Origin of the sequence: Acetobacter oryzifermentans, from assembly GCF_001628715.1 — a bacterium.
Classification (GTDB): Bacteria; Pseudomonadota; Alphaproteobacteria; order Acetobacterales; family Acetobacteraceae; genus Acetobacter; species Acetobacter oryzifermentans.
In genome coordinates, this window is the sequence record NZ_CP011120.1 from 1408645 (window position 1) to 1434533 (window position 25889).

The 25889-nt window shown below is 51.5% G+C and carries 22 protein-coding genes; 12 read left to right on the top strand and 10 right to left on the bottom strand.

The features are described from left to right. Positions 1-41 precede the first annotated feature (41 nt). From WG31_RS06825 to WG31_RS06840, 4 genes are all read right to left on the bottom strand, one after another. Positions 42-1724 carry a sensor histidine kinase gene (locus WG31_RS06825; protein WP_082823232.1) on the bottom strand — a complete coding sequence of 561 codons (1683 nt, stop codon included), beginning with the start codon at positions 1722-1724 and terminating at the stop codon, positions 42-44. A gap of 101 nt (positions 1725-1825) precedes the next feature. Then, positions 1826-2038 carry a NepR family anti-sigma factor gene (locus WG31_RS16015; protein ID WP_408736580.1) on the bottom strand — a complete coding sequence of 71 codons (213 nt, stop codon included), beginning with the start codon at positions 2036-2038 and terminating at the stop codon, positions 1826-1828. Positions 2039-2112: 74 nt separating this feature from the next. Next, a complete protein-coding gene (locus WG31_RS06835; protein ID WP_063354027.1) occupies positions 2113-2706 on the bottom strand; it encodes a sigma-70 family RNA polymerase sigma factor in 594 nt (197 codons plus the stop codon). A 100-nt stretch (positions 2707-2806) separates the two neighbouring features. Further along, complete coding sequence (locus WG31_RS06840) at positions 2807-3259, bottom strand: sigma-70 family RNA polymerase sigma factor (protein ID WP_245191570.1); 453 nt, start codon at positions 3257-3259, stop codon at positions 2807-2809. Between the two features lie 187 nt (positions 3260-3446). Between WG31_RS06840 and WG31_RS06845 the strand changes: the two genes are divergently transcribed. The 3 genes from WG31_RS06845 to treF all read left to right on the top strand — a co-directional run bounded on the left by WG31_RS06845 (position 3447) and on the right by treF (position 8176). Continuing rightward, complete coding sequence (locus WG31_RS06845; protein ID WP_063354029.1) at positions 3447-4196, top strand: response regulator; 750 nt, start codon at positions 3447-3449, stop codon at positions 4194-4196. 51 nt (positions 4197-4247) lie between these two features. Then, a complete protein-coding gene (locus WG31_RS06850; RefSeq protein ID WP_063354030.1) occupies positions 4248-6056 on the top strand; it encodes an ABC-F family ATP-binding cassette domain-containing protein in 1809 nt (602 codons plus the stop codon). Positions 6057-6121: 65 nt separating this feature from the next. Beyond that, positions 6122-8176 carry an alpha,alpha-trehalase TreF gene (treF, locus tag WG31_RS06855; RefSeq protein ID WP_063354031.1) on the top strand — a complete coding sequence of 685 codons (2055 nt, stop codon included), beginning with the start codon at positions 6122-6124 and terminating at the stop codon, positions 8174-8176. Between the two features lie 15 nt (positions 8177-8191). Here the strand turns inward: treF and WG31_RS06860 are convergent, their stop codons facing one another. Further along, the gene (locus WG31_RS06860) at positions 8192-9307 is read right to left on the bottom strand and encodes an S-(hydroxymethyl)glutathione dehydrogenase/class III alcohol dehydrogenase (RefSeq protein WP_063354032.1); all 1116 of its coding nucleotides are present in this window, start codon (positions 9305-9307) and stop codon (positions 8192-8194) included. A gap of 216 nt (positions 9308-9523) precedes the next feature. Here WG31_RS06860 and WG31_RS06865 point away from each other — a divergent pair, with 216 nt between their 5' ends. Further along, positions 9524-9865, top strand: coding sequence for a zinc ribbon domain-containing protein YjdM (locus tag WG31_RS06865; protein ID WP_063354033.1), 342 nt, complete (start codon positions 9524-9526; stop codon positions 9863-9865). Between the two features lie 59 nt (positions 9866-9924). Here the strand turns inward: WG31_RS06865 and WG31_RS06870 are convergent, their stop codons facing one another. After that, entirely contained in the window at positions 9925-11229 is a 1305-nt protein-coding gene (locus WG31_RS06870; RefSeq protein ID WP_063354034.1) for an aromatic amino acid transport family protein, read from the bottom strand. 228 nt (positions 11230-11457) lie between these two features. Here WG31_RS06870 and WG31_RS06875 point away from each other — a divergent pair, with 228 nt between their 5' ends. After that, a complete protein-coding gene (locus WG31_RS06875; RefSeq protein ID WP_245191457.1) occupies positions 11458-12363 on the top strand; it encodes a ketopantoate reductase family protein in 906 nt (301 codons plus the stop codon). Between the two features lie 15 nt (positions 12364-12378). Continuing rightward, complete coding sequence (locus tag WG31_RS06880) at positions 12379-13251, top strand: PhzF family phenazine biosynthesis protein (protein ID WP_063354035.1); 873 nt, start codon at positions 12379-12381, stop codon at positions 13249-13251. A 27-nt stretch (positions 13252-13278) separates the two neighbouring features. On the opposite strand, the gene WG31_RS06885 is transcribed toward WG31_RS06880, so the two are convergent. Both WG31_RS06885 and WG31_RS06890 read right to left on the bottom strand, forming a co-directional pair. Then, the gene (locus WG31_RS06885) at positions 13279-14649 is read right to left on the bottom strand and encodes an amidohydrolase family protein (RefSeq protein WP_063354036.1); all 1371 of its coding nucleotides are present in this window, start codon (positions 14647-14649) and stop codon (positions 13279-13281) included. Beyond that, on the bottom strand, positions 14646-15659 hold the full coding sequence (locus WG31_RS06890) for an ABC transporter substrate-binding protein (protein ID WP_063354037.1): 1014 nt from the start codon (positions 15657-15659) through the stop codon (positions 14646-14648). The genes WG31_RS06885 and WG31_RS06890 overlap by 4 nt, the downstream gene beginning before the upstream one ends. A gap of 148 nt (positions 15660-15807) precedes the next feature. Here WG31_RS06890 and WG31_RS06895 point away from each other — a divergent pair, with 148 nt between their 5' ends. From WG31_RS06895 to WG31_RS06910, 4 genes are all read left to right on the top strand, one after another. Then, on the top strand, positions 15808-16338 hold the full coding sequence (locus WG31_RS06895) for a DUF2165 family protein (RefSeq protein WP_063354038.1): 531 nt from the start codon (positions 15808-15810) through the stop codon (positions 16336-16338). 36 nt (positions 16339-16374) lie between these two features. Then, on the top strand, positions 16375-17166 hold the full coding sequence (locus WG31_RS06900) for an ABC transporter ATP-binding protein (RefSeq protein WP_063354039.1): 792 nt from the start codon (positions 16375-16377) through the stop codon (positions 17164-17166). 3 nt (positions 17167-17169) lie between these two features. Next, entirely contained in the window at positions 17170-17937 is a 768-nt protein-coding gene (locus WG31_RS06905) for an ABC transporter permease (protein ID WP_006115342.1), read from the top strand. A 235-nt stretch (positions 17938-18172) separates the two neighbouring features. Further along, positions 18173-19183 carry an isopenicillin N synthase family dioxygenase gene (locus WG31_RS06910; protein ID WP_063354040.1) on the top strand — a complete coding sequence of 337 codons (1011 nt, stop codon included), beginning with the start codon at positions 18173-18175 and terminating at the stop codon, positions 19181-19183. A gap of 20 nt (positions 19184-19203) precedes the next feature. On the opposite strand, the gene WG31_RS06915 is transcribed toward WG31_RS06910, so the two are convergent. Both WG31_RS06915 and WG31_RS06920 read right to left on the bottom strand, forming a co-directional pair. Further along, on the bottom strand, positions 19204-20574 hold the full coding sequence (locus WG31_RS06915) for an 8-oxoguanine deaminase (protein ID WP_082823151.1): 1371 nt from the start codon (positions 20572-20574) through the stop codon (positions 19204-19206). Positions 20575-20641: 67 nt separating this feature from the next. After that, positions 20642-22981 carry a TonB-dependent receptor gene (locus WG31_RS06920; protein WP_006115345.1) on the bottom strand — a complete coding sequence of 780 codons (2340 nt, stop codon included), beginning with the start codon at positions 22979-22981 and terminating at the stop codon, positions 20642-20644. 330 nt (positions 22982-23311) lie between these two features. Here WG31_RS06920 and WG31_RS06925 point away from each other — a divergent pair, with 330 nt between their 5' ends. Continuing rightward, a complete protein-coding gene (locus tag WG31_RS06925) occupies positions 23312-24637 on the top strand; it encodes an allantoate amidohydrolase (RefSeq protein ID WP_063354042.1) in 1326 nt (441 codons plus the stop codon). Between the two features lie 2 nt (positions 24638-24639). Beyond that, positions 24640-25881 carry a pyridoxal-phosphate-dependent aminotransferase family protein gene (locus WG31_RS06930; RefSeq protein WP_063354043.1) on the top strand — a complete coding sequence of 414 codons (1242 nt, stop codon included), beginning with the start codon at positions 24640-24642 and terminating at the stop codon, positions 25879-25881. The last annotated feature ends 8 nt before the right edge of the window (positions 25882-25889 follow it).

Below are 25889 nucleotides of genomic sequence, written 5' to 3' on the forward strand. Positions count from 1 at the left end.
CATCCCCCGCTGCAATCTGGGCATAGCGTGCATTTTTTGCCTTATTTTCGGGCCTCTGGCGGGTTTTCTGGCAGGCGCATCACCAACGTATATTGCACGCCGCCTTCCCCTTTATACGTAAGCGTTGCTTTAAGCTGGCGCGCAAATGCGTGAATAAGTTTTAGGCCAATGCCTTGATGTATTGGCGGTTCTTCCCATGCGCACCCTACCCCGTTATCCCCAACCTGAAGGGTGAGTTGCCCGTGGCTGCGGTGCAGGCGCACAAAAATGGTGCCTTTCTGGCCATCCGGAAAAGCATATTTAATGGAGTTGGTGATAATTTCTGTAACGATCAGGGCAAGCGGCACAGCTTGATCCGGGTCCATCCAGAAACTGTCTGAAATCACATCGAGCGTAATGCGCCCGAATTCAGATTCTCCGGCAATGTGAAGTGTCTGCTCACAAAGTTCTTGCAGGAAGACAGACATGTTCAGGCTGTTCAGAGCATCTTCTGCATAGAGTGTCCGATGCAGTGTTGCTAACGCCCGAATTCTATCTCGCGCCAGGGCAAATTCTGCCCGCACCTCCGGGTGTTCAATCTGATTGGCCTGAAGGTTGAGCAAGGAAGCCACAATCTGGAGATTGTTCTTAACGCGGTGGTGCACTTCCTTCATCAGCAGTTGCTGATGCGCCATGGCTTTTTTAAGCCGTGCTTCATGGCGGGAGAGGCGGCGTGTGGCACGGGTAAAAGCCTGCCCAAGGCGTTGAAGCTCAAGCGGCATGGAGCGGGTGATGCGTGCATCAAAAATCCCTTCCATCTGCCATTTCTGCACGGAGTATGTGAGACGGCGCAAAGGGCCTATCAGCACAATATTGGCAGCCAACGTAACGGCAACAAGCCCGATAACCAGCAACAGCACCAGCCCTACAATTTGCAGGATCATGGTATGCAGAGCATCAGATTCCATGGATGTGCGCTGGGTGGAAACCAGAATATCTGCTCCTCCCGCAATAGCGCCCAGAGCATAGCCCCCCAGCCCAGTGGGGAGTGTGATAATGCTGCGCTCGCTGTTTTCCAGAGCGTTCTTGAGTTCATGCACAATGGAAGGTGGTGGAGATTGCCACCCGCAATCTGAACATACAGGCAACAACTGCCCATTATGCATCAGCAGCCATGCCTGTATGGGGTTATCGTCTTCTGCAAAAACCTGCCAGCCGGAGGCGCTACCCAGATATGCCCTTTGCCGAGATATCTGGAGAATACCCATCAGATAACCATGTGCTTCTGGTAGAGCTAGAAACCCTGCGGGTACGGTAATACGTAAAAAAGCGCCACCTTCACCCGGCCCACCACTGGTCTGCACGGCTTCAAGTAGAGTGGAATGCACATCGGTTGGGGCAGAAAGCGCCCCTACTTCCGCACATCCCCGCCCTTGGGGGGAAACGGATTGTATGGGCTTTCCTTCATCATCCAGCACGGAAAGAAAGCAGTAACGCTGCCCGCTAATGGTTTCCATAAGCCGCAGGGCATGCACGATCTGATCGGGGGTCAGATCCATATGGCCTATGGTTTCAAGGGCGCTACGTAATCTGTCTGTATCATGGCGGAATTGCAGGTCTAGCCGCATAATGGCGTTGCCAGCACGCTGCGCACTGCCAAGAGTAACTTCGCGGTAATTATGCAGGGCCAGTACGGCGCCAATGGCAATAACAGGAACGGCTGAAAGGCAGATCAGCAGCCGCATTCGTGCGCTTGTGGTGCTGAAAATACGCCCCAGACCAGACAGAAGGGAGGCCGCTACCCGGCTTGCAGGGCCTTCCCCTCGCCCACTGATATGCAAAATGCTTAATCCTGTTTTTCTCGATCTTCCTGAATAAGCTTAAGCAGCTCTTCAGGCACGGGTTCATTCACAACGTTATCGAACATCTGGTGCAGGCCACGCTTTAGCCATAGGTCAAAAGCTTTATCCCGCTTTTTTTCCGGCTTTCGGGAGTGGGCGTCGTCTCTCCTTTTTCCCATCCTGAACTCCGGTTTCTGCCATGCCATCCATCCGGGCATGGCCTGTTGGGTGCTGTGTTTGCACGACTCTGTGGGCTTTGGGTCCCTAACATCAGTATCGTACGCCATTGCGCTTATGCCGTCTGCTGTGCGTTACGCGTTGTGTTTCGGGCCGTGCGGGTTTTGCGTCGGGTAGAAGAAGCTCTTGTGGTGGATTCTGCGCTTGTTTTGCCAGAAACACCGTCTTCGTCTTCTCCCATCAGCCAGACTTCTAGCTGCCGGCGCGCCCGAAAAACCCGGCTTTTTGCTGTACCCACAGCGCATCCGGCAACGTCTGCCAGTTCCTGATAGCTCATCCCCTCCAGAACACCCAAGACCAAAGCTTCCCGCTGGTCGTCTGGCAGCCGTGCAAGCGCTGCATCCAGTTCCTTCAGGGCCAGCCTGTCTTCATGCCGCCCGCTTACAGACAACAGGGATTGAGGGGTATCATCAATGTTCCCGACTTCCCGCTTTTTACGCAGGTCGGAGATAAAACGGTTACGCAAGATACGGTGCATCCATGCCGCAAAATTGGTGCCCATTACAAAACTATCCTGCGCCGCCAAAGCATTGCACACAGTATCCTGCACAAGATCTTCGGCCACAGAACGGTTGCGGGTAAGCGCCAATGCCTGCACGCGCAGTTTGGGGAGGATAGCGATAACCTGATCATGGAAAGAGGCTGTCATTTTTGTGTTCTCCGCCTTGTGAATCTCTTACCCCTTCAATGTTTGGCGAAGTGGAAAGGTTACATTCAAAAACAAGTGGGCGTTCACGAAAACGAGAGCCTTAGGTTTGTGCGCCCTCTGGTCCATTTTTTCTATCCTGCGTGGCCATAACTTTTTTAAGTGCGGCCCGCGCGCGGGAAACGCGGGCCTTCATGGTGCCCACTTCCACCCCACATATGTCTGCGGCTTCTGCGTATGTTAGCTCCTGCGCACCAACAAGCACCAAAGCCTCACGCAGGAGCGGAGATATCTGCCACAACAGGCTTTCCAGCTCCTGCATTTCGGTTTGCGCGTGCGGTGACGATTCGGAGGTTGATGCGGGATGGTGCCCGTAATCTTCCAGCGCAATGCGTTCCCTACAGCCTTGGCGGTGCTGTTCCAAAAACAGATTGCGTAAAATGGCAAAGCACCATGCCCGCAGGTTTGTGCCGGGTGTAAAGCTTTCTGCCTTATCCAGAGCACGCACAATTGTATCTTGCACCAGATCATCTGCAATGGCGGAATCACGCGCCAGAAAGCGTGCAAACCCACGTAATGCAGGGATAATTGCAAGAAGTTCTGTGCGAAACGTGCGCCGCGTGGCAACATGGGTGGAATGTGGAGTGCGAGTCAGGATAAATCCCCTTTCCGGAAAGCCGGTGCGCGTGCATCATCGCGTTCTCGCATGTTTTTGTCATGACCCATTATGAAGGAGACTTGCCATGTCAGAGTCGCTGCGTGACGGCCTGATCCGGGCCCTCCCTTATGGCAGACGTTACGCGCGGGCGCTGACAGGCAGCCAACCAGAAGGTGATCTGCTGGTGGCTGAAAGCCTGCGCGGCCTTTCTGCGCAACGGCTGAAGGAAGGTTTCACGCCCCTCTATCAGCTCTATGAGGCAATTTCAGGGCTGTTTGCTCGCAAGGGATTTGCTGCGGAATATGATGTTGCGGGGCTTTCTGTAACACAGCGTCAGCTTTTGCTTTTGATCACGCTGGAAGAAGTGCCGGTTGAAATGGCCGCGCGGATTACAGGCGTGCCCCCTAAGCAAGCGGAACTGGAACTGGAAGACGCACAGGGTCGCCTGCACAAAAATGTACAGACATCTGTGCTGATTATTGAAGATGAACCCATTATTGCCATGGATATCGAACAGCTCGTGCTGCAATGCGGGCATCAGGTGGCAGGCATAGCCCATACACAGGCAGATGCGGTAAAATTGGCTAAAGAAACCAAGCCGGGGCTTATTCTGGCAGATATCAACCTTGGCCCTGGGGGGGATGGCATACAGGCGGTGGCAGAAATTACCTCATCCTTCAATGTGCCGGTTATTTACGTAACAGCGTATCCCGAACGCTTGCTGACTGGGGAAACCATGGAACCCAGCTTTGTTATTACCAAGCCGTTTGACCCCCTCACCCTTGCGGTTGCCACGTATCAGGCTGTCAGTAGCGCACGCACACAGGCTGCGTAACCAAATCAGCCTTTATTGTTCTTTCATAAATACGGATTATCTTTTCTAAGCATGGCGCATCCTCCTTTACTCCACTTGCAGGACATCACTCTTACACTGGGGGGGAACCCACTTCTGGATGGCGCAGGCTTTGCCGTTGGGCGGGGTGAGCGGCTGTGCCTTGTGGGCAGAAACGGATCGGGCAAGTCCACTCTTCTCAAAATAGCGGCTGGTGTTATTCAGCCGGATTCAGGCTCTGTTTTTGTGCAGCCCGGCGCTTCCCTGCGCTATCTGCCGCAGGAGCCGGATTTAACTGCCTATACCACAACAGCAGATTACGTGGTGAACCAGATAGGAGACCCGGATATGGCATGGCGAGCTGCGCCATTGCTAGATGCGCTGGGCCTGACGGGCAAAGAAAACACGCAAAACCTTTCTGGCGGTGAGGGGCGACGTTGCGCCATTGCCGGGGCGCTGGCTGCGGCTCCTGATGTGCTGTTGCTGGATGAACCGACCAACCATCTGGACATGCCCACCATTGAATGGCTGGAGCGTGAATTGCTGAGCCTTGGTTGCGCCATGGTGATTATCAGCCACGATAGGCGGCTTCTTTCTACGCTGTCACGCTCTGTCGTGTGGCTGGATCGAGGGGTAACCCGCAGGCTTGATGAAGGCTTTGGGCGGTTTGAAGCTTGGCGTGAAGAGGTTCTGGAACAGGAAGAGCGCGATGCGCACAAATTGGACCGCCAGATTGCGCGAGAAGAAGATTGGATGCGTTATGGCGTAACCGCACGCCGTAAACGTAACGTGCGCCGCGTGCGAGAGCTGGCAGATTTGCGCACCGCGCGTAAGGAAGCTATTCGCACCCCCGGTACCCTCACCCTGAACACACAGGCCGCCGCAACATCCAGCAAGCTGGTGGCCGTAGCGGAAGATATCAGCAAGGCATGGGGTGAAAAACAGGTGGTTCGCCATCTGGATCTGCGTGTTCTGCGCGGAGACCGGCTGGGTATTGTCGGGGCCAACGGTGCAGGCAAAACCACATTGTTGCGTATGCTCACAGGGCTGGACCAGCCCGATAGCGGCATAATCTCGCTTGGCCCATCCCTTAATATGGTTACGCTGGATCAGCAGCGCCGGAGCTTAAACCCAGAACGCACATTGGCCGATACCCTAACCGAAGGTGGCGGCGATATGGTGTTGGTGGGCACAGAAAAGCGCCACGTTATTGGGTATATGAAAGACTTTTTGTTCCGTCCGGAACAGGCACGCACGCCCGTAAGTGCTCTATCTGGTGGGGAACGTGGGCGGTTGATGCTGGCCTGCGCCTTGGCCAAGCCCTCCAATCTGCTGGTGCTGGACGAACCGACTAACGATCTGGATCTGGAAACGCTCGATATCTTGCAGGATATGCTGGCCAGTTATGAAGGCACAGTCCTGCTTGTAAGCCATGATCGTGATTTTCTGGACCGTGTTGCCACATCTGTTCTGGCAACGGAGGGAGATGGTAGCTGGATAGAATATGCCGGTGGATACAGCGATATGCTGGCTCAACGGCACCAGAAACCACTTACAACCGCTGCCGTGGTGGAAAATGAACCTGCCAAACCCAAGGATGCGGTCCCAGCACGCGGCCCCGCCAAAAAACTGAGTTATAAGGATCAGTTCGCGCTGGATAATCTGCCTAAGGAAATGGAAAAGCTGGAAGCACAGGCTGCAACGCTGCGTGAAAAACTGGCTGATCCAGACCTGTATGGCAAAAACCCAGCGCAGTTTGAAAAAATTTCGGTTGATTTACAAAAGCTGGAAACAAAGCTGGCCGAATCTGAAGAACGCTGGCTGGAACTGGAAATGAAGCGCGAAGCCCTGCAAGTAGATTAAAGTCTGGCGCATTTTTCAATCATCTTCGGCTTGCAGGTAAGCAGTGGCAATGCCTATGTTTTGGTATGCCTTGTTTTACTGGTTCTCTTTATAAGCGCACTCTTCCTTTCTGTAGTGTGGCGCTTTTTGCTCTCCTCACCGCAGCGCCTATGGCGTATGCGCAGGATATGACTGATGCCGCGGATGCTGAAGGCGCGCAACCATTGCTCAGTCTGGCGCCTTTACCGCCGGGGAGTGCGCAGCCAGCAGCCCCAAAGCCGGAGGGGAGAAAAGCGCCAGAAGTTATGGCCAAAAGCAAGAGTGAAACGCCAGTAGCGGTGGAACAGGATATCCGCCCGCCTTCTATTGCGTTTGATGGGCTTTTTGCAGCCATTCATCAAACACGTATGTTTACAGACCCCAAAGTGGTTTCAGACATTGTGCCCGATCGCTCTCCTACCGATCTGGTGGCATTATGGAAGCAGGAAAAAGACAAGCCAGGCTTTAACCTGAAAGACTTTGTAACAGAGCATTTTACTATCCCTGCCCTGCGCTCTGCCGCCTATACGCGCAAACCGGATGAAAGTGTGCGGGATTACATTTCCGGCATGTGGGATGTTCTGACGCGAGACCCGGACGTGGCCATGCCGTGGTCTACCCTACTGCCCCTCCCTTATAAGTATATTGTTCCGGGTGGGCGGTTTGCAGAGATTTATTACTGGGACAGCTACTTCACCATGATCGGCCTGTATGAGGATGATCATGTAGATCTCATGCGTGATATGGTGCGCGATATTGCATCGCTTATAGATACATATGGGCATATGCCCAACGGCAACCGCACCTATTACCTCAGCCGTTCTGGCCTGCCATTTTTTTCCCTCATGCTGGATTTGCTTGCTAGCCATGATGGGCAGATTGCCTACACATCCTTTCTGCCGGAACTGCAGAAGGAATATGATTACTGGACCTTGGGTGCGGCCAATCTGCCGCCGGGCATGGCGCGGCACCATGTGGTGCGCCTGCAAGATGGCACCCTCATGTTCCGCCACTGGGATACACGCAGCGCCCCGCGTGATGAAAGCTGGCCGCAAGATATGGCCACAGCGCAGGAAACAAGCCGCCCTTCTGGCGAAGTCTGGCGTGATTTGCGGGCTGGGGCCGAAAGCGGGTGGGATTTTTCATCACGTTGGTTGGCTGATGGTAAAACGCTGACAACAATCCAAACCACATCACTGCTGACAATTGAATTGAACTGTCTGATGGTACATCTGGATCAGACACTCTCTCATGCTTATGCGCTGAATGGGCAGGAAGATAAGGCCAGTTATTACGCCCAGCAGGCAGAAATTTTACGTTCTGGCATTAATCGGTTTTTGTGGAACGAAAAACAGGGTGCCTATTTTGATTATAATTGGCGCACCGGGCGGCAAACAAATATCCTTTCCATTGCCACCTCCATGCCGCTGTTTTTGCATCAAGCCAGTGTCAATCAGGCCGATGCGGTGGCTGAAACCCTTAAAACCCGCTTGCTGCATGCGGGCGGTTTAACTGCAACAGAGCATCCAACAGGCCAGCAGTGGGATGCCCCAAATGGCTGGGCGCCGTTGGAATGGATGGCCGTTAAAGGGCTGGAACAATATGGGCACCACGAATTTGCGGCCGATATTGCGCGCCGTTGGATGGCCCGCGTGATTGGAACTTTTGAACGCAGTGGTGTGTTGCTGGAAAAATACGATGTTTCTGCCACCGAGATCAGCCCAACAGGCGGTAAAGGTGGTGGGGAATACCCCATGCAGATTGGCTTTGGTTGGACGAACGGCACCTTGGTGGGCTTTATGAACCGCTATCCGCAAAATACGCGGCAGGTGTTGGATAACAATCCACTGGCAGATCAACCCTCGCAAGAACCTCTGCCCCCAATTGATGCGTGGGATGCAAAGGGCCCGGAAATTCCAGTGGAAGAACGTTCGCCCTTGCGTGGTGTGCCGTTGTCATCCCTCAATATGGAACAATTCAACAAGGATGATGATGGAGACGATGATGATGACGCCCCTGCACAGGATGCCCCGCACAGTGCGCCTTCATCAGACAAACCGATCCAGCATAGCGATCAGCCAGCTAAACCAAAAGATCAGTAAGCACCGGTTAGTGTATTACGGGGTGTAGTGAATTACACTCCGAATGGATTTGCCCTCGTGCATCAGGTCAAACGCTGTGTTGATATCTTCCAGTGGCATGGTGTGGGTTACAAATGGGGCCAGATCAATTTTGCCAGCCATGGCATCTTCCACCATGCCGGGGAGCTGTGTACGGCCTTTAACGCCACCAAATGCCGTGCCTTTCCATGTACGGCCCGTTACCAACTGGAACGGACGGGTGGAAATTTCCTTTCCGGCACCGGCTACGCCAATAACTACAGATTGGCCCCAGCCGCGGTGTGCACATTCCAAGGCCGCGCGCATAACTTCAACATTGCCGATACATTCAAAGCTGTGGTCCACGCCCCAACCTGTCATTTCAATAATAACCTGCTGAATGGGAGCTTCATAATCCTTGGGATTGATGAAATCCGTAGCCCCAAAAGCCTTGGCCAGTTCAAACTTGTCCGGGTTAGTATCAATAGCAAAAATTCGTCCGGCCTTGGCTTGGCGCGCACCCTGAATAACGGCTAGCCCGATACCGCCCAAGCCAAAAACAGCTACAGAATCCCCTTCTTGCACTTTAGCTGTGTTGTGTACGGCCCCAATGCCTGTGGTAACGCCACAGCCCAGTAGGCAAACCTGTTCGGGGTTAGATTCTGGGTTGATTTTAGCCAAGGAAACTTCGGCTACCACCGTGTATTCACTAAAGGTAGAACACCCCATGTAGTGGTAAAGTGGCTGACCTTTGTAGGAAAAACGGCTGGTGCCATCCGGCATCACGCCTTTACCCTGCGTGGCACGCACTGCAATACACAAGTTGGTTTTGCCAGAAGTGCAGAACTCACACTTACCGCATTCTGCCGTATATAGCGGAATAACGTGGTCTCCGGGCTTAACGCTGGTAACGCCTTCGCCAACTTCCATCACAATACCTGCGCCCTCATGCCCCAGCACAACGGGAAAGAGGCCTTCCGGGTCCTGCCCCGAAAGAGTGAAGGCATCTGTGTGGCAAACGCCAGTGTTCAGGATTTTAACCAGAACTTCCCCGGCCTGTGGGGGGGCTACATCAATTTCAACAATTTCCAGAGGCTGGCCCGGTTTGAATGCAACTGCGGCGCGTGATTTCATGAAAATCTTCTCCTGTTCATCAAGGCTAGCAGTAATCTGCCATATTCACTTGCCTGTTGATATTGAGAGTTCGGGGTGAACCCATCACAATTTCTGCTTAAATATAAACATCGTGGTATTTCGTGTTCTCCATCATAAATGGTATTTATCAAAAACACCTTCTGCCCCTGCCCTTTGGGTTCAGGATTTCAGACGGAGAAATTAAAGGATGATAAAATGAAGTGCCCTTCTTGTGGTTCCGAGTATCCCTATCATGATGGAAATTTGTGGGTTTGCCCGGAATGTGCCCATGAATGGAATGAAGAAACCCAAGCGGATGCTGCAGAAGCGGAGGTTTCATCCCTTGTGCGAGATGCCAACGGAAACCAGCTTGCTGATGGTGATACGGTAACGGTTTTGAAAGACCTGAAAATTAAAGGATCTTCTCAGGCTGTTAAAGGCGGAACCAAGGTTAAGAACATTCGGCTGGTTGATGTGGGTGATGGCCACAACATTGCCTGTAAGATAGCTGGCTTTGGTGCGATGAACCTGAAATCAGAGTTCGTGAAGAAATCCTGATGAGTCAACCAAAGGGCGTATGTTCAAACATGCGCCCTTTGGTTTGTTCGGTTTTGTGTTTACATCCACGCCAACAAGGGTGAGATGCAAAGCAGAACGCCAATAAGGGTAATAAATACGAGGCTGGGCTTACGATATTTGCGCAGATCAGGCGTTTTCACCACCAGCCAGACGGGTAGCAAGCAGCCAATAATACCAAAAATCGGGCTGCTGAATGTTGTAAAAGACAACACCGGCAAATTGGCAACCACCGCACCCCATGAAAGGAGGATAGCAAACCCCATAACGCCATACTGAACCCAGTTGCGGTGCAGATGCCCAGGTTTGACCCAATGCCCCAGTATGGAACTGAAAATACCCACGCTGGCTTCCCGAAAACCAAGGTAGACCCCAAAAAATGCTGTCATAACGGCAAAAAGGTTCAGAATAACGCCAATTAAGCTGATAGAACTTGTCGGAAATACCTGCGCAATAATGGCCAAGGCAGAAATGTTTTGCTGATACGCGGCAATGGCATCACTGGGCTTCATGGCCAGTGTAAAGGATATTGCGTAGAAAAAGACCGTTACAAACAGAATGGCAAAAGCAATATTCATGGCCCGCAAGGCCTTGTAACGCGCCACTTCTGGAGATTTTTCCCGTGCCCGGTAGGAAATTACCATTGGGCTGAGGGTTTGAATAAACAAAATGGACGTAAGCGTAAAAGGCAGCGTAATAACGGCTTTTGTTACCAACGTGCCAACGGGTGGTAATGCGCCAAGGTTGGCGGTGTTCCAGCGTGGGATCATGAAAATGCCCATGGCCGCTACAATCAGCAGTTTGGTGATCACCATAAAGGAAGACATGCGGAACAGCAGTTTTTCCCCACGAGAGGCCAAGCCTACCAGAACGGTTAGCAGAATAAGCGGGTACCACGCATAATTGGAAAGCAGATGCGGCGTTATGCCAAAGCTGTGCAAGTAAGATGCGCTATCCCGCGTAATGGCGGTGGCATATACAAACATCCATATAACCAACATGACAAAATACAGTGCACCTAACAAGGTGCCCCAGCCTCGCCCCAGATAGCTGGAGATCATATCTGGGTATGTCTGGCTTACGCGCGCAGATGCCAGCGTGTTGATGAACAGCCGCTGAAACAGATACATACCGGGGTACCCGACAACAGCAGACAGTAAAAAAACCCACACGCCCATCAGCCCTACCTGAACGGGCAGAAATACAATACCCGCACCAATGGCCATGCCAATGCTCATGACAATCCAGCCAATATCTGTGCCATCAAACCGGGTTGCCTCTTTCCATTGCTGGGGAGAAAGCGCATCGGGGCCAGCGTTTAATATGCGTGTGTCAGGGCGCTGCATAAATGTTTCCGTAATCTAGGTGATCTCATTTATAGAACGAGTAGATTGAGAAAACACATAAAACAACAAATTTTACGTAATCAGATAAATTAACGAACAAAAATCGTTAATTAAGGGCGTTAAAGCTAAAAGCTGTGCACGGCCAATATGCTTCATTTTAATGATGTCTATGCTATGGGCGTTTTTAGCCATCAATCCCTTCTTCTGAGCGATATTGTTTTTATAAAAATGAACACACAGTTTTCTCCAAGCACGAAAACCGTTGCCCTTATCGGTGCTGGAGCTGTCGGGCTTTGTCTCGCTGCGGCTTTTATGCAGGCTGGATGGCAGGTTGTGGTGTGTGGAGCGCGGGCGAGGTTTCCTCAAATTGAAGAAACCGATACCCACACATATTCTATCCGACATGCTGCCACACCGGCAGATATTGGCCCTTGCGATACCGCTATTTTGGCTGTGAAGTCTCACCAAACCCAAGATGTCTCCGCCTGGATAAGCGCGTTTAACCGGGCCAGCGCCACTTTTCTGGTTGCACAAAACGGGCTTGGGCAAAAAGAGCGTGTGGCTGCCTATGCGCCACACGCCAATATTCTGCCAGCTATTGTTTATTTTAACGCGCAGCGTTTTGCCCCCGGCAGGGTCACGTTAAAGCGTATTGGAGCGTATGATTTGTGTGTGCCAGATGATGCCGCAGCACAATATTTTGCGGATGTTCTGCAAAAAGGAGGCATGCGGGTGCAGGTAACAGCAGATATGGCCACTGCACTGTGGTTGAAATTGTTGGCTAATATTACAGCCAACCCTATCACCACGCTTACAGGCCGCCGCACAGGCATCATGCAAGAATGTGCTATTCAGGCTGCCGCACGGCAGATTATGGCCGAAGCCGTAAAGGTTGGGAAAGCTGAAGGCGCAAAACTGACTGCGCAGCATGTAGAGGATATTCTTTTATGGCTGCAAACCATACCGGCAGAGAGTGTCACATCTATGTTGCAGGATCGTCAGGCTGGACGAGAGTTGGAATATGAAGCTTTAACAGGTTACGTTGTGAAAGCAGCAGAAAAGCATGGAATTGACGTGCCACTGAACCATCTGGTTTTGTCTCTGTTATCTTCTCTCCACCCCGCACATCCGTAAAGGCACAGTAGAATCATGAAACGTGCGTTTAAAGTTGTAGATGTTTTTACAAAAACGCCTCTTCTGGGTAATCCGGTAGCCGTTGTGCTGGATGCAGATGGGCTGGATACAAAAACCATGCAGGCCATTGCAGGTTGGACAAATTTGTCTGAAACCACGTTTCTGTTGCCGCCTCAAAACCCGCAGGCTGATTACCAGTTACGCATATTTACTCCACGGCATGAACTCCCATTTGCCGGTCACCCAACCCTTGGCAGTGCTCATGCCGTGCTGGAAGTCGGGCGTGCTGCGCCACGCAATGGTGTGGTGGTGCAGGAATGTGGTGTTGGGCTTGTAAAGCTGGCTGTGGATGGAGATGGCGTAAACAGAACACTCTCTTTTGCCGTGCCGCCAGCAAAGCTTACCCCGTTAAACCCAGCCCAAATTGAAAGGTTGGAGGGTATTTTGGGCGCTACAGTTGAGCGTAAAATGACCCCCATGATTGTGGATATGGGTGTGGTCTGGATTGTTGCGCAACTTTCCAGCGCAGCCAAAGTGCGTGCCTTGCGCCCAGATTTTGCACGTTCCGTGGCATTTGAGCGCAGCCTTGGCGCTACCGGAATTACGGTTTTTGGGCCGCATGCAACAGGTGATGCCCAAATAGAAGTGCGGTCTTTTGCCTGTTCTCAAGGTGTGCAGGAAGACCCGGTATGTGGCAGCGGAAACGGAAGTGTAGCCATATTTTGCCAAGCACATGGGCTGCTGCCTAAAAGACGTAGCGCCTATACAGCCACGCAAGGGCATTGCCTTGGGCGATCTGGCCGTATTGCGGTGCACATTGCCCCCGATGGTCAAATAGCAATTGGGGGCCAGTGCGTGACAACAGTGGATGGCATTTTACAAAACTAACGGGAACTGTTTTTAAACACCTTCCCCTTATGCAGACACAGCCTTTGCCAGACGTTTTACAACGTGGCGTGAATGCTGCATGAGTTCTGGCAGATCAACACCTTTTACGATGCCATCATACACAACGGGCTTACCCGCTTTCAGCACGTGCCGAACACATGCAGCTCCGGAAGCAACAGGTGCAATAAGTGGATCTGCCAACCCAGCATGACGCGGGTGATTGATATCGTGCACAACCAGATCCGCCACCATACCCTCCGCCACGGCTCCTATATCTGGTAGCCCCAGAATACGGGCGCCCTCGTAAGAACTCCAGCGCACTACATCTTCGCACCGAATAGCATCTGCGCCATGCACGAAGCGATGCAAAAGCCACGCGGTATGCATTTCTGCCCCCATATCGCAAGCCTCGTTTGAAGCCGCGCCATCAACGGCTAGAGAAACACGCCCTCCAGCCTGTTCCAAAGCCGGTGCAGGCGCAATGCCAGAACCCAGCCGCCCGTTGCTTTGCGGACAATGGGCCATGCCTGTTTGAGTTTGGGCCAGAAGCGCTATTTCGCTGGCATCAAGGTGCACCAAATGGGCAAACCAGACATCCGGGCCTAGCCAGCCATGCTCCCCTACAAACTGAACGGGGCGCATGCCGTACACTTCGTTGCAGTATTTAACGTAATTCTCCGTTTCAGAAAGATGGCTATGCAGGCCAATGCCCATGCTACGTGCGCCTTCCGCTAGTGCACGTAGCTCATCCGGTGTTACGCCCCATGTGGGGGTGTTGGGCGCTATGGCAATGCGTCTGCTGCCATCTGGTGCCGGATCATGATAACGGCTGACCAGATCACTCACGCGTTTGAGCATTTCATCCAGCGTTTCTGTGGGGGCTGGAACAATTTCATCCGTATCAAACTTGCGGGTTCGGGTGGTGCCTCCACGCGCCAGAACCAGCCGCATACCCAGTTTTTCCGCTGTTTCAAACAATACAGCGGCAGGATCATACTGATAGCTGCGGGCAAACAGATAATGATGATCCACTACCGTCGTGCAGCCGGAGAGAAGAAGCTCTACCATACCAACCTGAGCAGCAGTTTGCAGCGTATCTTCATCCAGATAACGCCAATACGTGTTGGGTACCAAGCGCAGCCATTTTTCAAGTGGCGCATTAATGGCAGATGGAATGCCCTTCAGCATGCTCTGGAACAAATGATGGTGGGTGGAAACCAAGCCTGGGGTAATCACCCCACCCTTTGCATCCAGCACCGTATCTTCTGCCTGTTCGGGAATATGCCCAATACTGAGAATGCGGCCTGCCCGTATGCGGATATCTCCTGTGCGCCGTTCCTGTGGCCCTTTCAGGCCAGTGAGAATGCCGGATGCGTTGCGTATAACCAGATCATTCATGCGGGCATTACCTTGGCGAGATCTGTGAATTTGCTTGTAAAGGCGGATTGCCAGTTTACGGCTTTATCCAGCAGATCATTCTCCACCATGAATTGATATGTTGCCTGCCAGCGGGCTTCTGTCATGCAGCCTAGCCCTAATGTTTTTGTATCTCCACCTTCCACAACATTGGCTTTGGCCATGGCGTTATGGCCAAACATGATCTGGCCTTCTGTCATGCGTGGGTTGGCTTTACGTATCAGGGTATTGCCGGGTTCTGGGTCTTGCATATAATCCTGCCACCCTAAGAGAGAGGCATGCACGAAGGCTTGCGTGGTGGCATCATTTTTGTCTGCGAATTCGTGCGTGGTCAGCACGGGTGTGCCGTATGGTGGGTAGCCCAGATCTGCAAATGGAAAAAATTTTACAGGCACGTTGCGCTGCTGGGCCTCGTAGGGTTCGGACGATGCATAGGCTTGTACAGCCATTTCCGGGTCCAGAAAAAATGGTTGCAGGTTAAAGGTGTAAGGCTTTGCCTGTGCTGGGCTGTAACCAAACTTCTTGCACAGCCACCCCCAGTAGGATGCATGGGCGGGGCTGGAAATGAGAATGGGATGATTACGTAGCTGGGCCAGATCGGTAATGTTATCGTGCGTCATCAACCCTTGCAGATCATGCTGGAAAGAGGACATGACAGTCAGCAACGGCATGCCGCCCTGTATGCCGCGTAGGGTCTGAAAATCATAACCTGTTACAAAATCTGCGCGGCCAGCGGCCAGTATTTGCATGGTATTTACCTGCGGGCCACCCATATCTATTTGTACATCCAGCCCTTTTTGCGCGTAAAACCCCTTGGCCAGCGCCTGATAAAATCCACCTACTTCTGCCTGCGCAAACCATGATAGCAGCAGCCTGACCGGCGTAGCGGCGTGCGCACGTTTAAACGGCGTAAATGCAGCAACAGACGATGCCGCAGCAGCTGAAAGCAATGTTCGACGTGTAAGAGACATTCCGAGTTCCTGCACTGGCACGATCTGATTATTTCGTATCCGGTATGTTCATACAGAACGTACGCATTTGGGAAGCTGTAAAATAGAGCACGCGCCATTGCTTTTTTTGTAATGATTTCCCCCTTGATCTTCGCAGGATTGAATGGCCTAAACTGCATAAATCATTTCTATGCAGGAATGTTATATGTTGCGCCTGTCCGCTTTTTCTTCCCCGGTTGTTCTTTCTCGTCTGGCTAAAACCGCCATGGTGGGGGCATTGGGTACGTTTGGCCTGATTGTCGCGCTGAATAACGTGACTGATTACAATTCCAATTTTCAGTTTGTACGTCATGTTTTGAGCATGGACACAACTTTCCGTGGGAACAGCCTGATGTGGCGCGCTATATCCCAGCCTGTTCTGTGGCACCTGTTTTACGGCCTGATTATTCTGGGGGAAGCTGCAACGGGTTTGCTTTTTGCCATTGCTGCTTGCCAGATGGGTGCGCGCCTTCTGGCCCCGCAAGATACGTTTAGAGTAGCAAAAAAGTTTGTGCCCGTAGCCACCGCACTGGGGTTTCTGATCTGGTTTTTTGGCTTTTCTGTTGTAGGTGCCGAGTGGTTTCTCATGTGGCAATCACAGGCATGGAATGGCCAGCAACCTGCATTCCGCTTTTTTATAACTATGCTGGCTGTGTGTATTTACGTGCAACAGCCCGAATAATCTTTTGCCTTTTCTTCTGCAAAGTTTGGATGGATCATGCAAGAAACCGTTATCAGCATTCAGTCTGCTGAAAAAACCTTTCCAAACGGTGTTCAGGGGCTGGCACCTATTACCTTGGATATTCATCCCAAAGAACGTATCGGCCTGATTGGCCCTTCTGGTTGCGGCAAAAGCACGTTGCTAAAGCTGATTGCCAATTTACATCAACCTTCCTCTGGGCATTTGAAGTGGTGGAACAAAGGGTTTGCAGAAGTAGGCAAGGAAAACCGTCGGCTGTCCTTCGTGTTTCAGGAGCCTACTCTTATGCCGTGGAGCACAGTACGCAAAAACGTGCGTTTGCCGCTGGATCTGGAAGGTATCTCTCCCGCAGTATCAGAACCACGCGTGCAGCATGCGCTGGAAATTGTAGGCTTGGCCCATGCGGCAGACCGCTTTCCCGCCCAGCTTTCAGGCGGAATGAAGATGCGTGTCTCTATTGCGCGGGCGTTGGTCACACGCCCGAACCTGCTTTTAATGGATGAGCCCTTTGGCGCTTTGGATGAACTCACCCGTAATCGGCTGGATGAAGACATGGCCACATTATGCGCCAAGGATGATCTTACCCTGTTGTTTGTAACGCATTCTTTGTACGAGGCCGCTTTTCTTTCTACCCGTGTTATGGTTATGGCGGCGCATCCGGGGCGTATATTTGCCGAATATAAAATTGATCCTGCTATCCCCAGAAATGAGGATTTTCGCTTAAGCGATACCTTTGCCATGATCTGCCAAGATCTCAGCAAACTGCTTATCGAAGCTTCTCACTCCTCCCTTCTTGCAGAGGTGGCCTAGCCTATGCCCGCCCGCCTGATATCCATTTTTGCGCCTCTTGCTGTTGGCATTCTGTTTCTGCTGTTGTGGCAGGGTGTCTGTTATTTTTGGCATATTCCGCCTTACCTTATGCCTGCGCCATCTGATATCGCACACTCTCTGGCCAGCAATATTGGCACCTTGTGCCATGCGTTGTACAGCACGCTTACGGTAACATTGGTGGCGCTTTTGGTTTCTGTGGTTTTAGGTGTTTTGGTTGCTTTTGTACTGGTGCAACATCCGCTAATCGAACGCAGCCTGATGCCCTATGTGGTGCTTATGCAGGTAACGCCTGTAGTAGCCCTTGCCCCGTTGATTATCATTTTAGTGAAAACAACATTTCTGGCTCTTGTTATCTGCGCCACGTTGATTGCCATTTTTCCTATTATTTCCAATACCTTGCAGGGCCTTAAAAGTGTTGATCCGGGGCTGGCGGCGTTTTTCCGTATGCATAAAGCCTCGCGCCTTAAAACGCTTTTGCGCCTGCAAATACCCAGCGCTTTGCCCATGTTTATGGCGGGCTTGCAAATTTCCAGCGGTTTGGCTCTTGTTGGCGCTGTAGTGGCAGAGTTTGTGGCTGGCACAGGGGGAAACAGTGCCGGTTTGGCCTACGAAATTTTGCAGGCTGGTTTTCAGATGGATATTCCGCGTATGTTTGCTGCGCTGTTCATGATCACCCTTACTGGTCTTGCGCTCTATATGGCTACCAGTAGCATCAAAAAACTGGTGTTATATAATCGCGTTCAGCATTGAAAATTGACTTTGTTACCAGCGCAATTTTGTTGACCACTCGAAATATATTCATCTATACTATAGAAAGTGAGTAGAAGCGGTCGGAATAGAAATATTCTGGGCATTGCTCCACCATGTTGGTCTTATTCAGCATGGGGGAAGCTTTGGCCGCTAGATACTATGCTTTCCCACATGCTGGTTAGTGCCAACTGCTACGCCCTACAGGCCAGTTTGCAATTTGTGTGTGAGAAACGCCATGACCCTAAACACCAAAACCACTCCAAATTACTCTATGGAGGAGCTTAAGCGCGAGGCTACTATTGGCAGTATGGGCACAACCTCTGCCCGATCCATCCCGGTGATTGATTTTTCAGATTACGAGAACAGGCGTAGCCAGATTGCAGATGATCTGTGGAATGCCGCTACAAAAGATGGTTTTTTTCAGGTTATCAATCACGGTATTTCATTGGAAGATATTGATAATGCCTTTGCAGAAGCAAAAAGATTTTTTGCTCTTCCCATGTCAGAAAAAGAGGTTTTCAAAAAGAAACCAACCGTGAATGCTGGCTGGGAATATTGCTCTCAGGTACGGCCTTCCACGGGTACGCCAGATAACAAGGAATCTTACCAGATTACTTTGCCGGAAATGGATAATCTGTGGCCTGATGAAGAAGTTCTTCCCGGATTTCAGGAAAAACTTCTGCAATTTGAGGAAGATAACTGGCAACTTGCCATGAAAATACTTTCCTGTTTTGCTGAAAAGCTTGGGTTTAAAACAGATTTTTTTGCAGAGTGCTGTAAAAGATCTTCTCCGGGGTATCAGTGTACCTTACGTCTTATCCATTACATGAGCATGGAAAACGCCAAACCGGAAGATTTCAAGCAATGGCGTGCCGGTGCCCATTCAGATTTCGACTGTCTCACGCTTTTGCATCTGCGCGAAGGTGAAGGCGGCTTGCAGCTTTGCCCAGGTAACGAAATTTCATCCAATGCATGGACAGAAGTTACACCCGTAGCAGGTGCCGTTACCTGCAATATTGGCGATATGTTGATGCGTTGGAGCGATGATAAGCTTAAGTCCACCCTCCACCGTGTGCGTATGCCGCAGCCGGGTGAATATCTTGGCCCACGCTTGTCTGTTCCATTTTTCTGCCAGGCAAACCGGGAGGCTGTGATTGAAGGGCCAGAAGGTAAATATCCCCCTATCACAGCGGAAGACTACATTTACCAACGCTTACATGCCAACTTTGTGCAAAAACACAAGTAAAGGATGAATATGGGGGAAGTTTAACTTCCCTCATACAGTTTTTTCGCCAGCCGGTTATGCTGTTCTATGACGGTATGCACATCCAGCTTTGTGAAATGTCCGCCCTGTATTAGCACCTTGCCATTAACCATGCTAAAGGCAACGGAAGATGGTGTGCAAAATACCAAAGCAGCTACAGGGTCACTTAATGCGCCAGTGTATTCCAGCTTGCGCATATCAAATGCAATAATATCGGCTGCTTTTCCTACTGCTAATTGGCCAATATCTGTGCGGCCCAGAACTTTGGCCCCTCCGCGCGTAGCTAAAGCCAACACATCACGCGCTTTAAGCATGATGGCCTGTTCATTCTGCGCAGATAATAGGCGAGAAACCAGCATAGCCTGTCGGGCTTCTGCCAGAATGCTCGCACCATCATTAGAGGCAGATCCATCAACCCCCAGCCCTACCGGAACACCATGCTGCTGCATGTTCCAAACAGGGGCAATGCCAGATGCCAAACGCATGTTAGAACAGGGGCAATGGGCTATTCCCGTACCCGTTTGGCCAAAGCGAGCCATGCCTGCGGTGTCTAGTTTAACGCAATGGGCATGCCAGACATCGGCCCCAACCCAACCAACATCTTCTGCATATTCTGCTGGTGTTTGGCCAAAGCGTTCCTTGCTGTAAGCGACATCATGCTCATTTTCGGCCAGATGCGTGTGCAGCCGCGTGCCTGTGGTGCGGGCCAGTTCTGCCATATCACGCATAAGCTCTGGGCTGACAGAAAAAGGCGAGCACGGCGCACCTCCTACAGTTAGCATCGCCAGAGGCTCTGGGTCATGGTACGTTTCAATCACGCGCAACGTATCATGCAAAATATCGGCTTCTTTTTCTACCAAACTATCCGGTGGTAGCCCTCCTGCGCTTTCTCCAACACTCATGCTGCCACGGCAGGCATGAAAGCGCATGCCCATTTCAAGCCCAGCCTCAATTTCATCATCAAGGCGGCATCCATTGGGGAAAAGGTAGAGATGATCACTGGTTGTCGTGCAGCCAGACATCAACAGTTCCGCCATAGCTGTGCGGGTGGAGGCTTTTACCATTTCTGGCGTTAAGCGTGCCCAAATGGGGTAAAGTGTTTGCAGCCACTGGAAAAGCGATGCGTCCTGAGCTTGCGGAATAACCCGCGTTAAGGACTGATACATGTGGTGGTGCGTGTTTACCATGCCGGGCATGACCACATGGCCAGACATATCAAGCACGTCATCTGCTGGGGGATGCGGGTCTTCCATACCACCAAGGGCGACAATCTGCCGCCCTTCTATCGCGATCCATCCGTTTTTCAATTCTTGCCTGGCATCATCCATTGTGACGAGGCAGAGGGCATTTTTCAGCAAGTATCGACGTGACATGGTAAAAACACCTAGCCCCTCCCTTTGTAGTCAAAGAGAGGGGCGTTAAGTTTGTTTCAGGACGGCATTAGAAAGAGGTAGAAATTGTGCCTGTCATGGAGAAACGTGGTTCCACCATAAAGGTGTTGCCGTAACCAGTATATGCTGCGGAACTACCGCTATAAACCGTGCCGGAATCATGCTTACTGTAAACAGCGCCCATGGCGCCTGTGCGCACAATAGAACCCGTAAGGTTGGTGAAGTTCAACCGGAATGTGGGAGACTTCACAAAGCCAAATGGTTTGAAGTGATACCCAACCGTCAGGCTGTTGGTCACGTAACCCGGTATTCTCTGGTCTCCGGCAACGCTCACGGATTGCGGGCCGGTGTAATGCACGGAACCATTGGCAAAGAAGCCTTTATACTTATAGGTCAAACCAAAGTTAGCCATAACCCGTGGCGCCATAATGGCCTGCGTGCCCTTGGAATGCAGCATGATGTTCTGGTAAGGATCGAACACGTTGCTATCCTGCGTGGCGTGCAGATACTCCACAGAAGCATAGGGGCTGAAACCGTGGATTTCACGCCCGGCAATCATGAAGTCCAGCCCGCGCATGGTCTGGCTGCCAATGGAGAACGGGCGGTAGTTATTCATACCCAAATACTGGTCAACCACACGGTTGGTAACGTTGTAGTTGAAGAATGACAGATCCATCATCATGTAGCGGTTGTGGTAGCGATACCCCAGTTCTTCTTTGATGGAATACTGGTTTTTCAGGATAGGCACATTTGTGTACAGCCAGCCCATATCGTTTTCTGTCGGCTGGCGGTAATCCCCTTCCGCATTCACATAGATCTGGTTCTGATCGTTAATGTTGTAGCTGATGGAAAGCTGCGGCAATGGCGCCGTGCTATTGCGCCCTTGGCTTCCGTAGTAATCCTTATTCCATGCGTTGGACATAACAAACTTGAAGCCGCCGTTAATCAGCAGTTTGTCGTGCAGATACTTGGCTGTGTCCTGAATGAACAGCGAATGGATTTCATACCCAGCAACCTGCCGATCGCCTTTATCAATACGATACTGAGACCAGTTCGGGCTGGGGGCACCGCCCGCAGGCATAGCAAAGCTGGTAGGATAGCTACGGTCTGACTGGCTGTTGTTATACCAGTAACCGAAGGTCAGGTGGTTGTGCCTATCAATATCGTAACTGAGGGATGCCGTAGCCCCCACGACCCGGTCACCATGCTCCTGAAAGTAACCGATTGTGTTCTGCATATCACCCGCAGCATTCGCTTCCGCGCCATTGGGTTTGGCGCTCCAGCCCTGCCCGTAGGTGAGGTATGGGTGCAGATCAAACGAGAGCTTGTCTGTAATAACGGTGTGGATCGGTGCACTCAGGAAAATCTGGTTCCAGTGGTCAGCATTGTTCTTCCAATAGTTTGCATTCCCCGGATGGGATGAACGATCCCACCCCTGCCCCGTGTGCTTATACAGCATGAACTGATCTTCTGTGGGGTAGTTATCAATGGTCCAGTCAGCCGAGTTCCATGAGATAAACAGGTTGGCGTTGGAACCGTTTTCCCAATCCTTGCGTGCGCCAAAATCAATATGCTTACGCTCGTTAATGCCAGAACCCATCCAGCTACGTGCATGTGTGTTGGAGAAGGAAAAGTAGCCTCGGATACCGCTATTGCCGATATCACCGGAATCAAGGCGAATAAATTCGCGCGAGAGATTGTTGGTGCCGTAAGAAAAATCCGTCATACCGCCAAATTTATGTGACGCGACATGGGATTTGGAGTTCATTACCCCACCAGCGGCAGACATAACCGGCAGATCACGCGCGGCACTGCCGGGGGTGATGCTAACTTCATCTACGTTTTCTGAATCAATAATTTCTGCCAGATATTTTGCCTGCCCGGCAGAAATGCCATCTACCATAATGGCCATATCACGGTCTGTCAGGCCGCGTGTCTGCACCTGTCCGCCCTGCATGCCCGATGTATCTGGGGTGGTAACGTTCACGCTTGGCAGGTTTTTAACCAGATCCAGCGCTGTGGAAACGGGGCTGCGCATATCAATATATTCTTTGGTAACTGTCTGCACCGCATGAGGGGCTGTTTCAAGCCGCATCATGCCGCCACCGCCATTGCGTTTGCGGCGTGTGGACCCCACCGAGATTTCTTCTGCCCCATGTGCCTCAATTGCTTTTGTGGAGCGTGGGCGTGCATGCGCTGCGGAAGTCGTTGAAGATGCCCGTGTAAGCTGGGATGATTTTTTGGCTGCCGTAGCCGTTTGTGCCTGAGCCGTAGAAAGGCTGGCGCAAAATCCAACAGCACTGACAAGGCAGGACAATGTTGCAAGATGTTGGCGGTATGTCAGTCGGGACAAAACTGGGCGGGACGGCGCAATAATCCGAAAGGACATGAGAAAATTCCTCAGCAGGGAAGCTTAACAATGATGCAGAAACAGGAGGTCAGTTTATTCAAATTGACCTGTGTAGAAGCCGTAATTTGAAAATCGGCAGAGATCTTTGAGTAAGCTTCCAACATGAGATTAAGGCTCCGGGCAGCGGGCGGATAAAACGATACGATATCGATATATATAGGTATATAAGTGATCGCACAAAAACAAAAAAAGCATTTTCTTATTGCCGTTTTAAGAGCGCTATCTGATCTGAATTTGGCAATGCAACATTGCTTTTTTTGCTTTTGAGAGAACAGAAAAAACCTGCGTATAATTTGTTTCGCCCTTGATATGGCGCAAGAAGTAACGTTTTTTATTGACCTCCTAACCCTAGAGGCCTGCATGCAAATCCTGCCCAATGTTCCATGTGTTGCAGATGCGTCCGGGAAAAGGGCAGTACAACGGTGTGATTTTTTAGGTCACATTCCTTTTTCAGATACATCAGAGGGCTTGTTCCGCTCCTATCTTTCTCCTGCCTATATGGCGAGCGTAAAGCAGGTACGCACATGGATGGAAGAAGCCGGTATGCACTGCCGGATAGATGCCGCAGGTAATCTGATTGGCCGCTATGAGGCCCTTACCCCTAACGCTCCTGCCCTGCTTATTGGTTCTCATCTTGATAGTGTAAAAAACGCAGGCAAGTATGATGGCACATTAGGCGTTATTTTGGGCATAGAGGCCATTGCGCGCTTTCATGCACAGCAAAAGCGCTTTCCCTTCGCCATAGAAATTATTGGGTTTGGAGATGAAGAAGGCTCGCGCTTTCCGGTTTCCATGCTGACATCTCGCGCTGTGGCGGGCTCTTTGGACACGTTGCCAGACGTACAGGATACTCAAGGCACCAGCATCCAGCAGGCGCTTCAGGAAAGAGGGCTAGATCCCGCATGCTATCTGGAAGCCGCTTATAAGCCTTCTCAGGTTCTCGCGTATTTTGAAGCGCATATAGAACAAGGCCCTGTTCTGGAAAGTACGGGCCATGCGGTAGGCTTGGTAACATCTATTGCCGCGCAATATCGGTTTAAGGTGACGATGAAAGGCATGGCCGGGCATGCAGGCACATTGCCCATGCATTTGCGCCAAGATGCTCTGGCCGCAGCCGCAGAAGCGATTTGCTGTATAGAAAAAATTGCGCAATCCGGCCCGAATGATCTGGTGGCAACCGTAGGGCAGATGAGCGTAAAGCCAGGTGCCCCCAATATTGTACCCGGCTGGGTGGAATTTAGTATTGATGTGCGGGCTGGCACGGAAGATGTGCGCAACACAGCCGCAGAAACACTCACTCATGCTTTGCAGGAAATCAGCCAAAAACGCGGCGTGGAGATGCAACTTACCCTCCAGCATGATCTTTCCGCCACACAGTGTAACCCGCAACTTAGCAACATTCTTGCCGCATCCATCCACACAGTAACGGGCCAAACGGCTTATCCACTTGTAAGCGGTGCTGGGCATGATGCCATGATTATGGCGGCACTGGCCCCTGTATGTATGCTGTTTATTCGTTGTGAAAAAGGCATAAGCCACAACCCAGCCGAAGCTGTGCAGGATCAGGATGTAGAAACGGCTTTACGTGTCATGTGCGATTTCATCCAGAATATTCCATCAGAAAAAGCCATCTAACCATGGAGCAAACCCGTATGATTCCACCAATGTTTAAGCAGATAGATCCGCCCCAACGGTTTCTGATGGGCCCCGGCCCTATTAATGCGCACCCTCGTGTTTTGCGTGCCATGTCTGCCGATATGCTGGGGCAGTTTGACCCAGAAATGACAGAATACATGAATGAAACCATGGCGCTGTACCGCCAGGTATTCATGACACAGAACCAATGGACATTTCTGGTAGATGGTACGGCCCGCGCCGGGATTGAGGCAGCCCTTGTTTCCTTGGTGGAACCGGGTGCAAAAATTCTTATTGTGCGTGCCGGGCGCTTTGGCTTGCTGCTTTCTGAAATTGCCGAACGGGTTGGAGCAGAAATCTGCACGCTGGATCTGCCGTGGGGTGAAGTAGCCTCGCTGGCGCAGATAGAAGTAGCATTGCAGGAACATAAGCCACAGGTTTTGGCCTGTATTCATGGTGATACCTCCACTACAATGGCGCAGCCTTTGGATGGTGTTGGAGCATTGTGCAAAAAATACAATGTTCTTTCCTATGCCGATGTAACGGCCACGCTGGGTGGCGTGCCTGTTTGCACGGATCGGTGGGGGATTGATGTGGTATCTGGCGGTTTGCAGAAATGTATGGGTGGGCCGCCGGGTTCTGCTCCCATTACTATTTCGGATCGGGCTGCTGAACATATTATGACCCGCCGACATGTAGAGGCCGGTATCCGCAATGCAAGCCTTACGGATGGGCAACGGCCACGTATTCCATCCAATTACTTCGATCTGGCTATGGTGATGGATTACTGGTCTGAGAAGCGGCTGAACCACCATACCGAAGCAACCACCATGTTATATGGCGCCAGAGAGGCTGCCTGTATTGTGCTGGAAGAAGGGCTGGAAAACCGTTTTGCCCGCCACAAAATGGCCAGCACGGCGCTTATTGCAGGCCTACGTGCTATGGGTCTCACCATTTTTGGTGATGATGCCTATCGTATGGCCAACGTAACGGGGGTATGGATTCCGGCCAGCGTGGATGGAGATAAAGTCCGACTGCGTATGCGTGAAGATTTTGGCATTGAAATTGGCACGGCTTTTGGCCCGCTAACGGGCAAAATTTGGCGTATTGGCACCATGGGTTACAATGCCGTTAAACACAAAGTGTTGCTGACATTGGGCGCATTGGAAGCGGCTTTAGCCGCCGAAGGGTTTAAGCCACCGCGCGGGGCTGCTGTGGATGCCGCCCTGGCATCTTGGCCGTAACCAGTGGG

Bases quoted from the DNA above. Each gene is read 5' to 3' on its own strand.
- WG31_RS06825 (WP_082823232.1), bottom strand. From the start codon at position 1,724: ATGCGGCTGCTGATCTGCCTTTCAGCCGTTCCTGTTATTGCCATTGGC.
- WG31_RS16015 (WP_408736580.1), bottom strand. From the start codon at position 2,038: ATGCCCGGATGGATGGCATGGCAGAAACCGGAGTTCAGGATGGGAAAA.
- WG31_RS06835 (WP_063354027.1), bottom strand. From the start codon at position 2,706: ATGACAGCCTCTTTCCATGATCAGGTTATCGCTATCCTCCCCAAACTG.
- WG31_RS06845 (WP_063354029.1), top strand. From the start codon at position 3,447: ATGTCAGAGTCGCTGCGTGACGGCCTGATCCGGGCCCTCCCTTATGGC.
- WG31_RS06850 (WP_063354030.1), top strand. From the start codon at position 4,248: ATGGCGCATCCTCCTTTACTCCACTTGCAGGACATCACTCTTACACTG.
- treF (WP_063354031.1), top strand. From the start codon at position 6,122: ATGCCTTGTTTTACTGGTTCTCTTTATAAGCGCACTCTTCCTTTCTGT.
- WG31_RS06860 (WP_063354032.1), bottom strand. From the start codon at position 9,307: ATGAAATCACGCGCCGCAGTTGCATTCAAACCGGGCCAGCCTCTGGAA.
- WG31_RS06865 (WP_063354033.1), top strand. From the start codon at position 9,524: ATGAAGTGCCCTTCTTGTGGTTCCGAGTATCCCTATCATGATGGAAAT.
- WG31_RS06870 (WP_063354034.1), bottom strand. From the start codon at position 11,229: ATGCAGCGCCCTGACACACGCATATTAAACGCTGGCCCCGATGCGCTT.
- WG31_RS06875 (WP_245191457.1), top strand. From the start codon at position 11,458: ATGAACACACAGTTTTCTCCAAGCACGAAAACCGTTGCCCTTATCGGT.
- WG31_RS06880 (WP_063354035.1), top strand. From the start codon at position 12,379: ATGAAACGTGCGTTTAAAGTTGTAGATGTTTTTACAAAAACGCCTCTT.
- WG31_RS06885 (WP_063354036.1), bottom strand. From the start codon at position 14,649: ATGAATGATCTGGTTATACGCAACGCATCCGGCATTCTCACTGGCCTG.
- WG31_RS06895 (WP_063354038.1), top strand. From the start codon at position 15,808: ATGCAGGAATGTTATATGTTGCGCCTGTCCGCTTTTTCTTCCCCGGTT.
- WG31_RS06900 (WP_063354039.1), top strand. From the start codon at position 16,375: ATGCAAGAAACCGTTATCAGCATTCAGTCTGCTGAAAAAACCTTTCCA.
- WG31_RS06905 (WP_006115342.1), top strand. From the start codon at position 17,170: ATGCCCGCCCGCCTGATATCCATTTTTGCGCCTCTTGCTGTTGGCATT.
- WG31_RS06910 (WP_063354040.1), top strand. From the start codon at position 18,173: ATGACCCTAAACACCAAAACCACTCCAAATTACTCTATGGAGGAGCTT.
- WG31_RS06915 (WP_082823151.1), bottom strand. From the start codon at position 20,574: ATGTCACGTCGATACTTGCTGAAAAATGCCCTCTGCCTCGTCACAATG.
- WG31_RS06920 (WP_006115345.1), bottom strand. From the start codon at position 22,981: ATGTCCTTTCGGATTATTGCGCCGTCCCGCCCAGTTTTGTCCCGACTG.
- WG31_RS06925 (WP_063354042.1), top strand. From the start codon at position 23,312: ATGGCGCAAGAAGTAACGTTTTTTATTGACCTCCTAACCCTAGAGGCC.
- WG31_RS06930 (WP_063354043.1), top strand. From the start codon at position 24,640: ATGGAGCAAACCCGTATGATTCCACCAATGTTTAAGCAGATAGATCCG.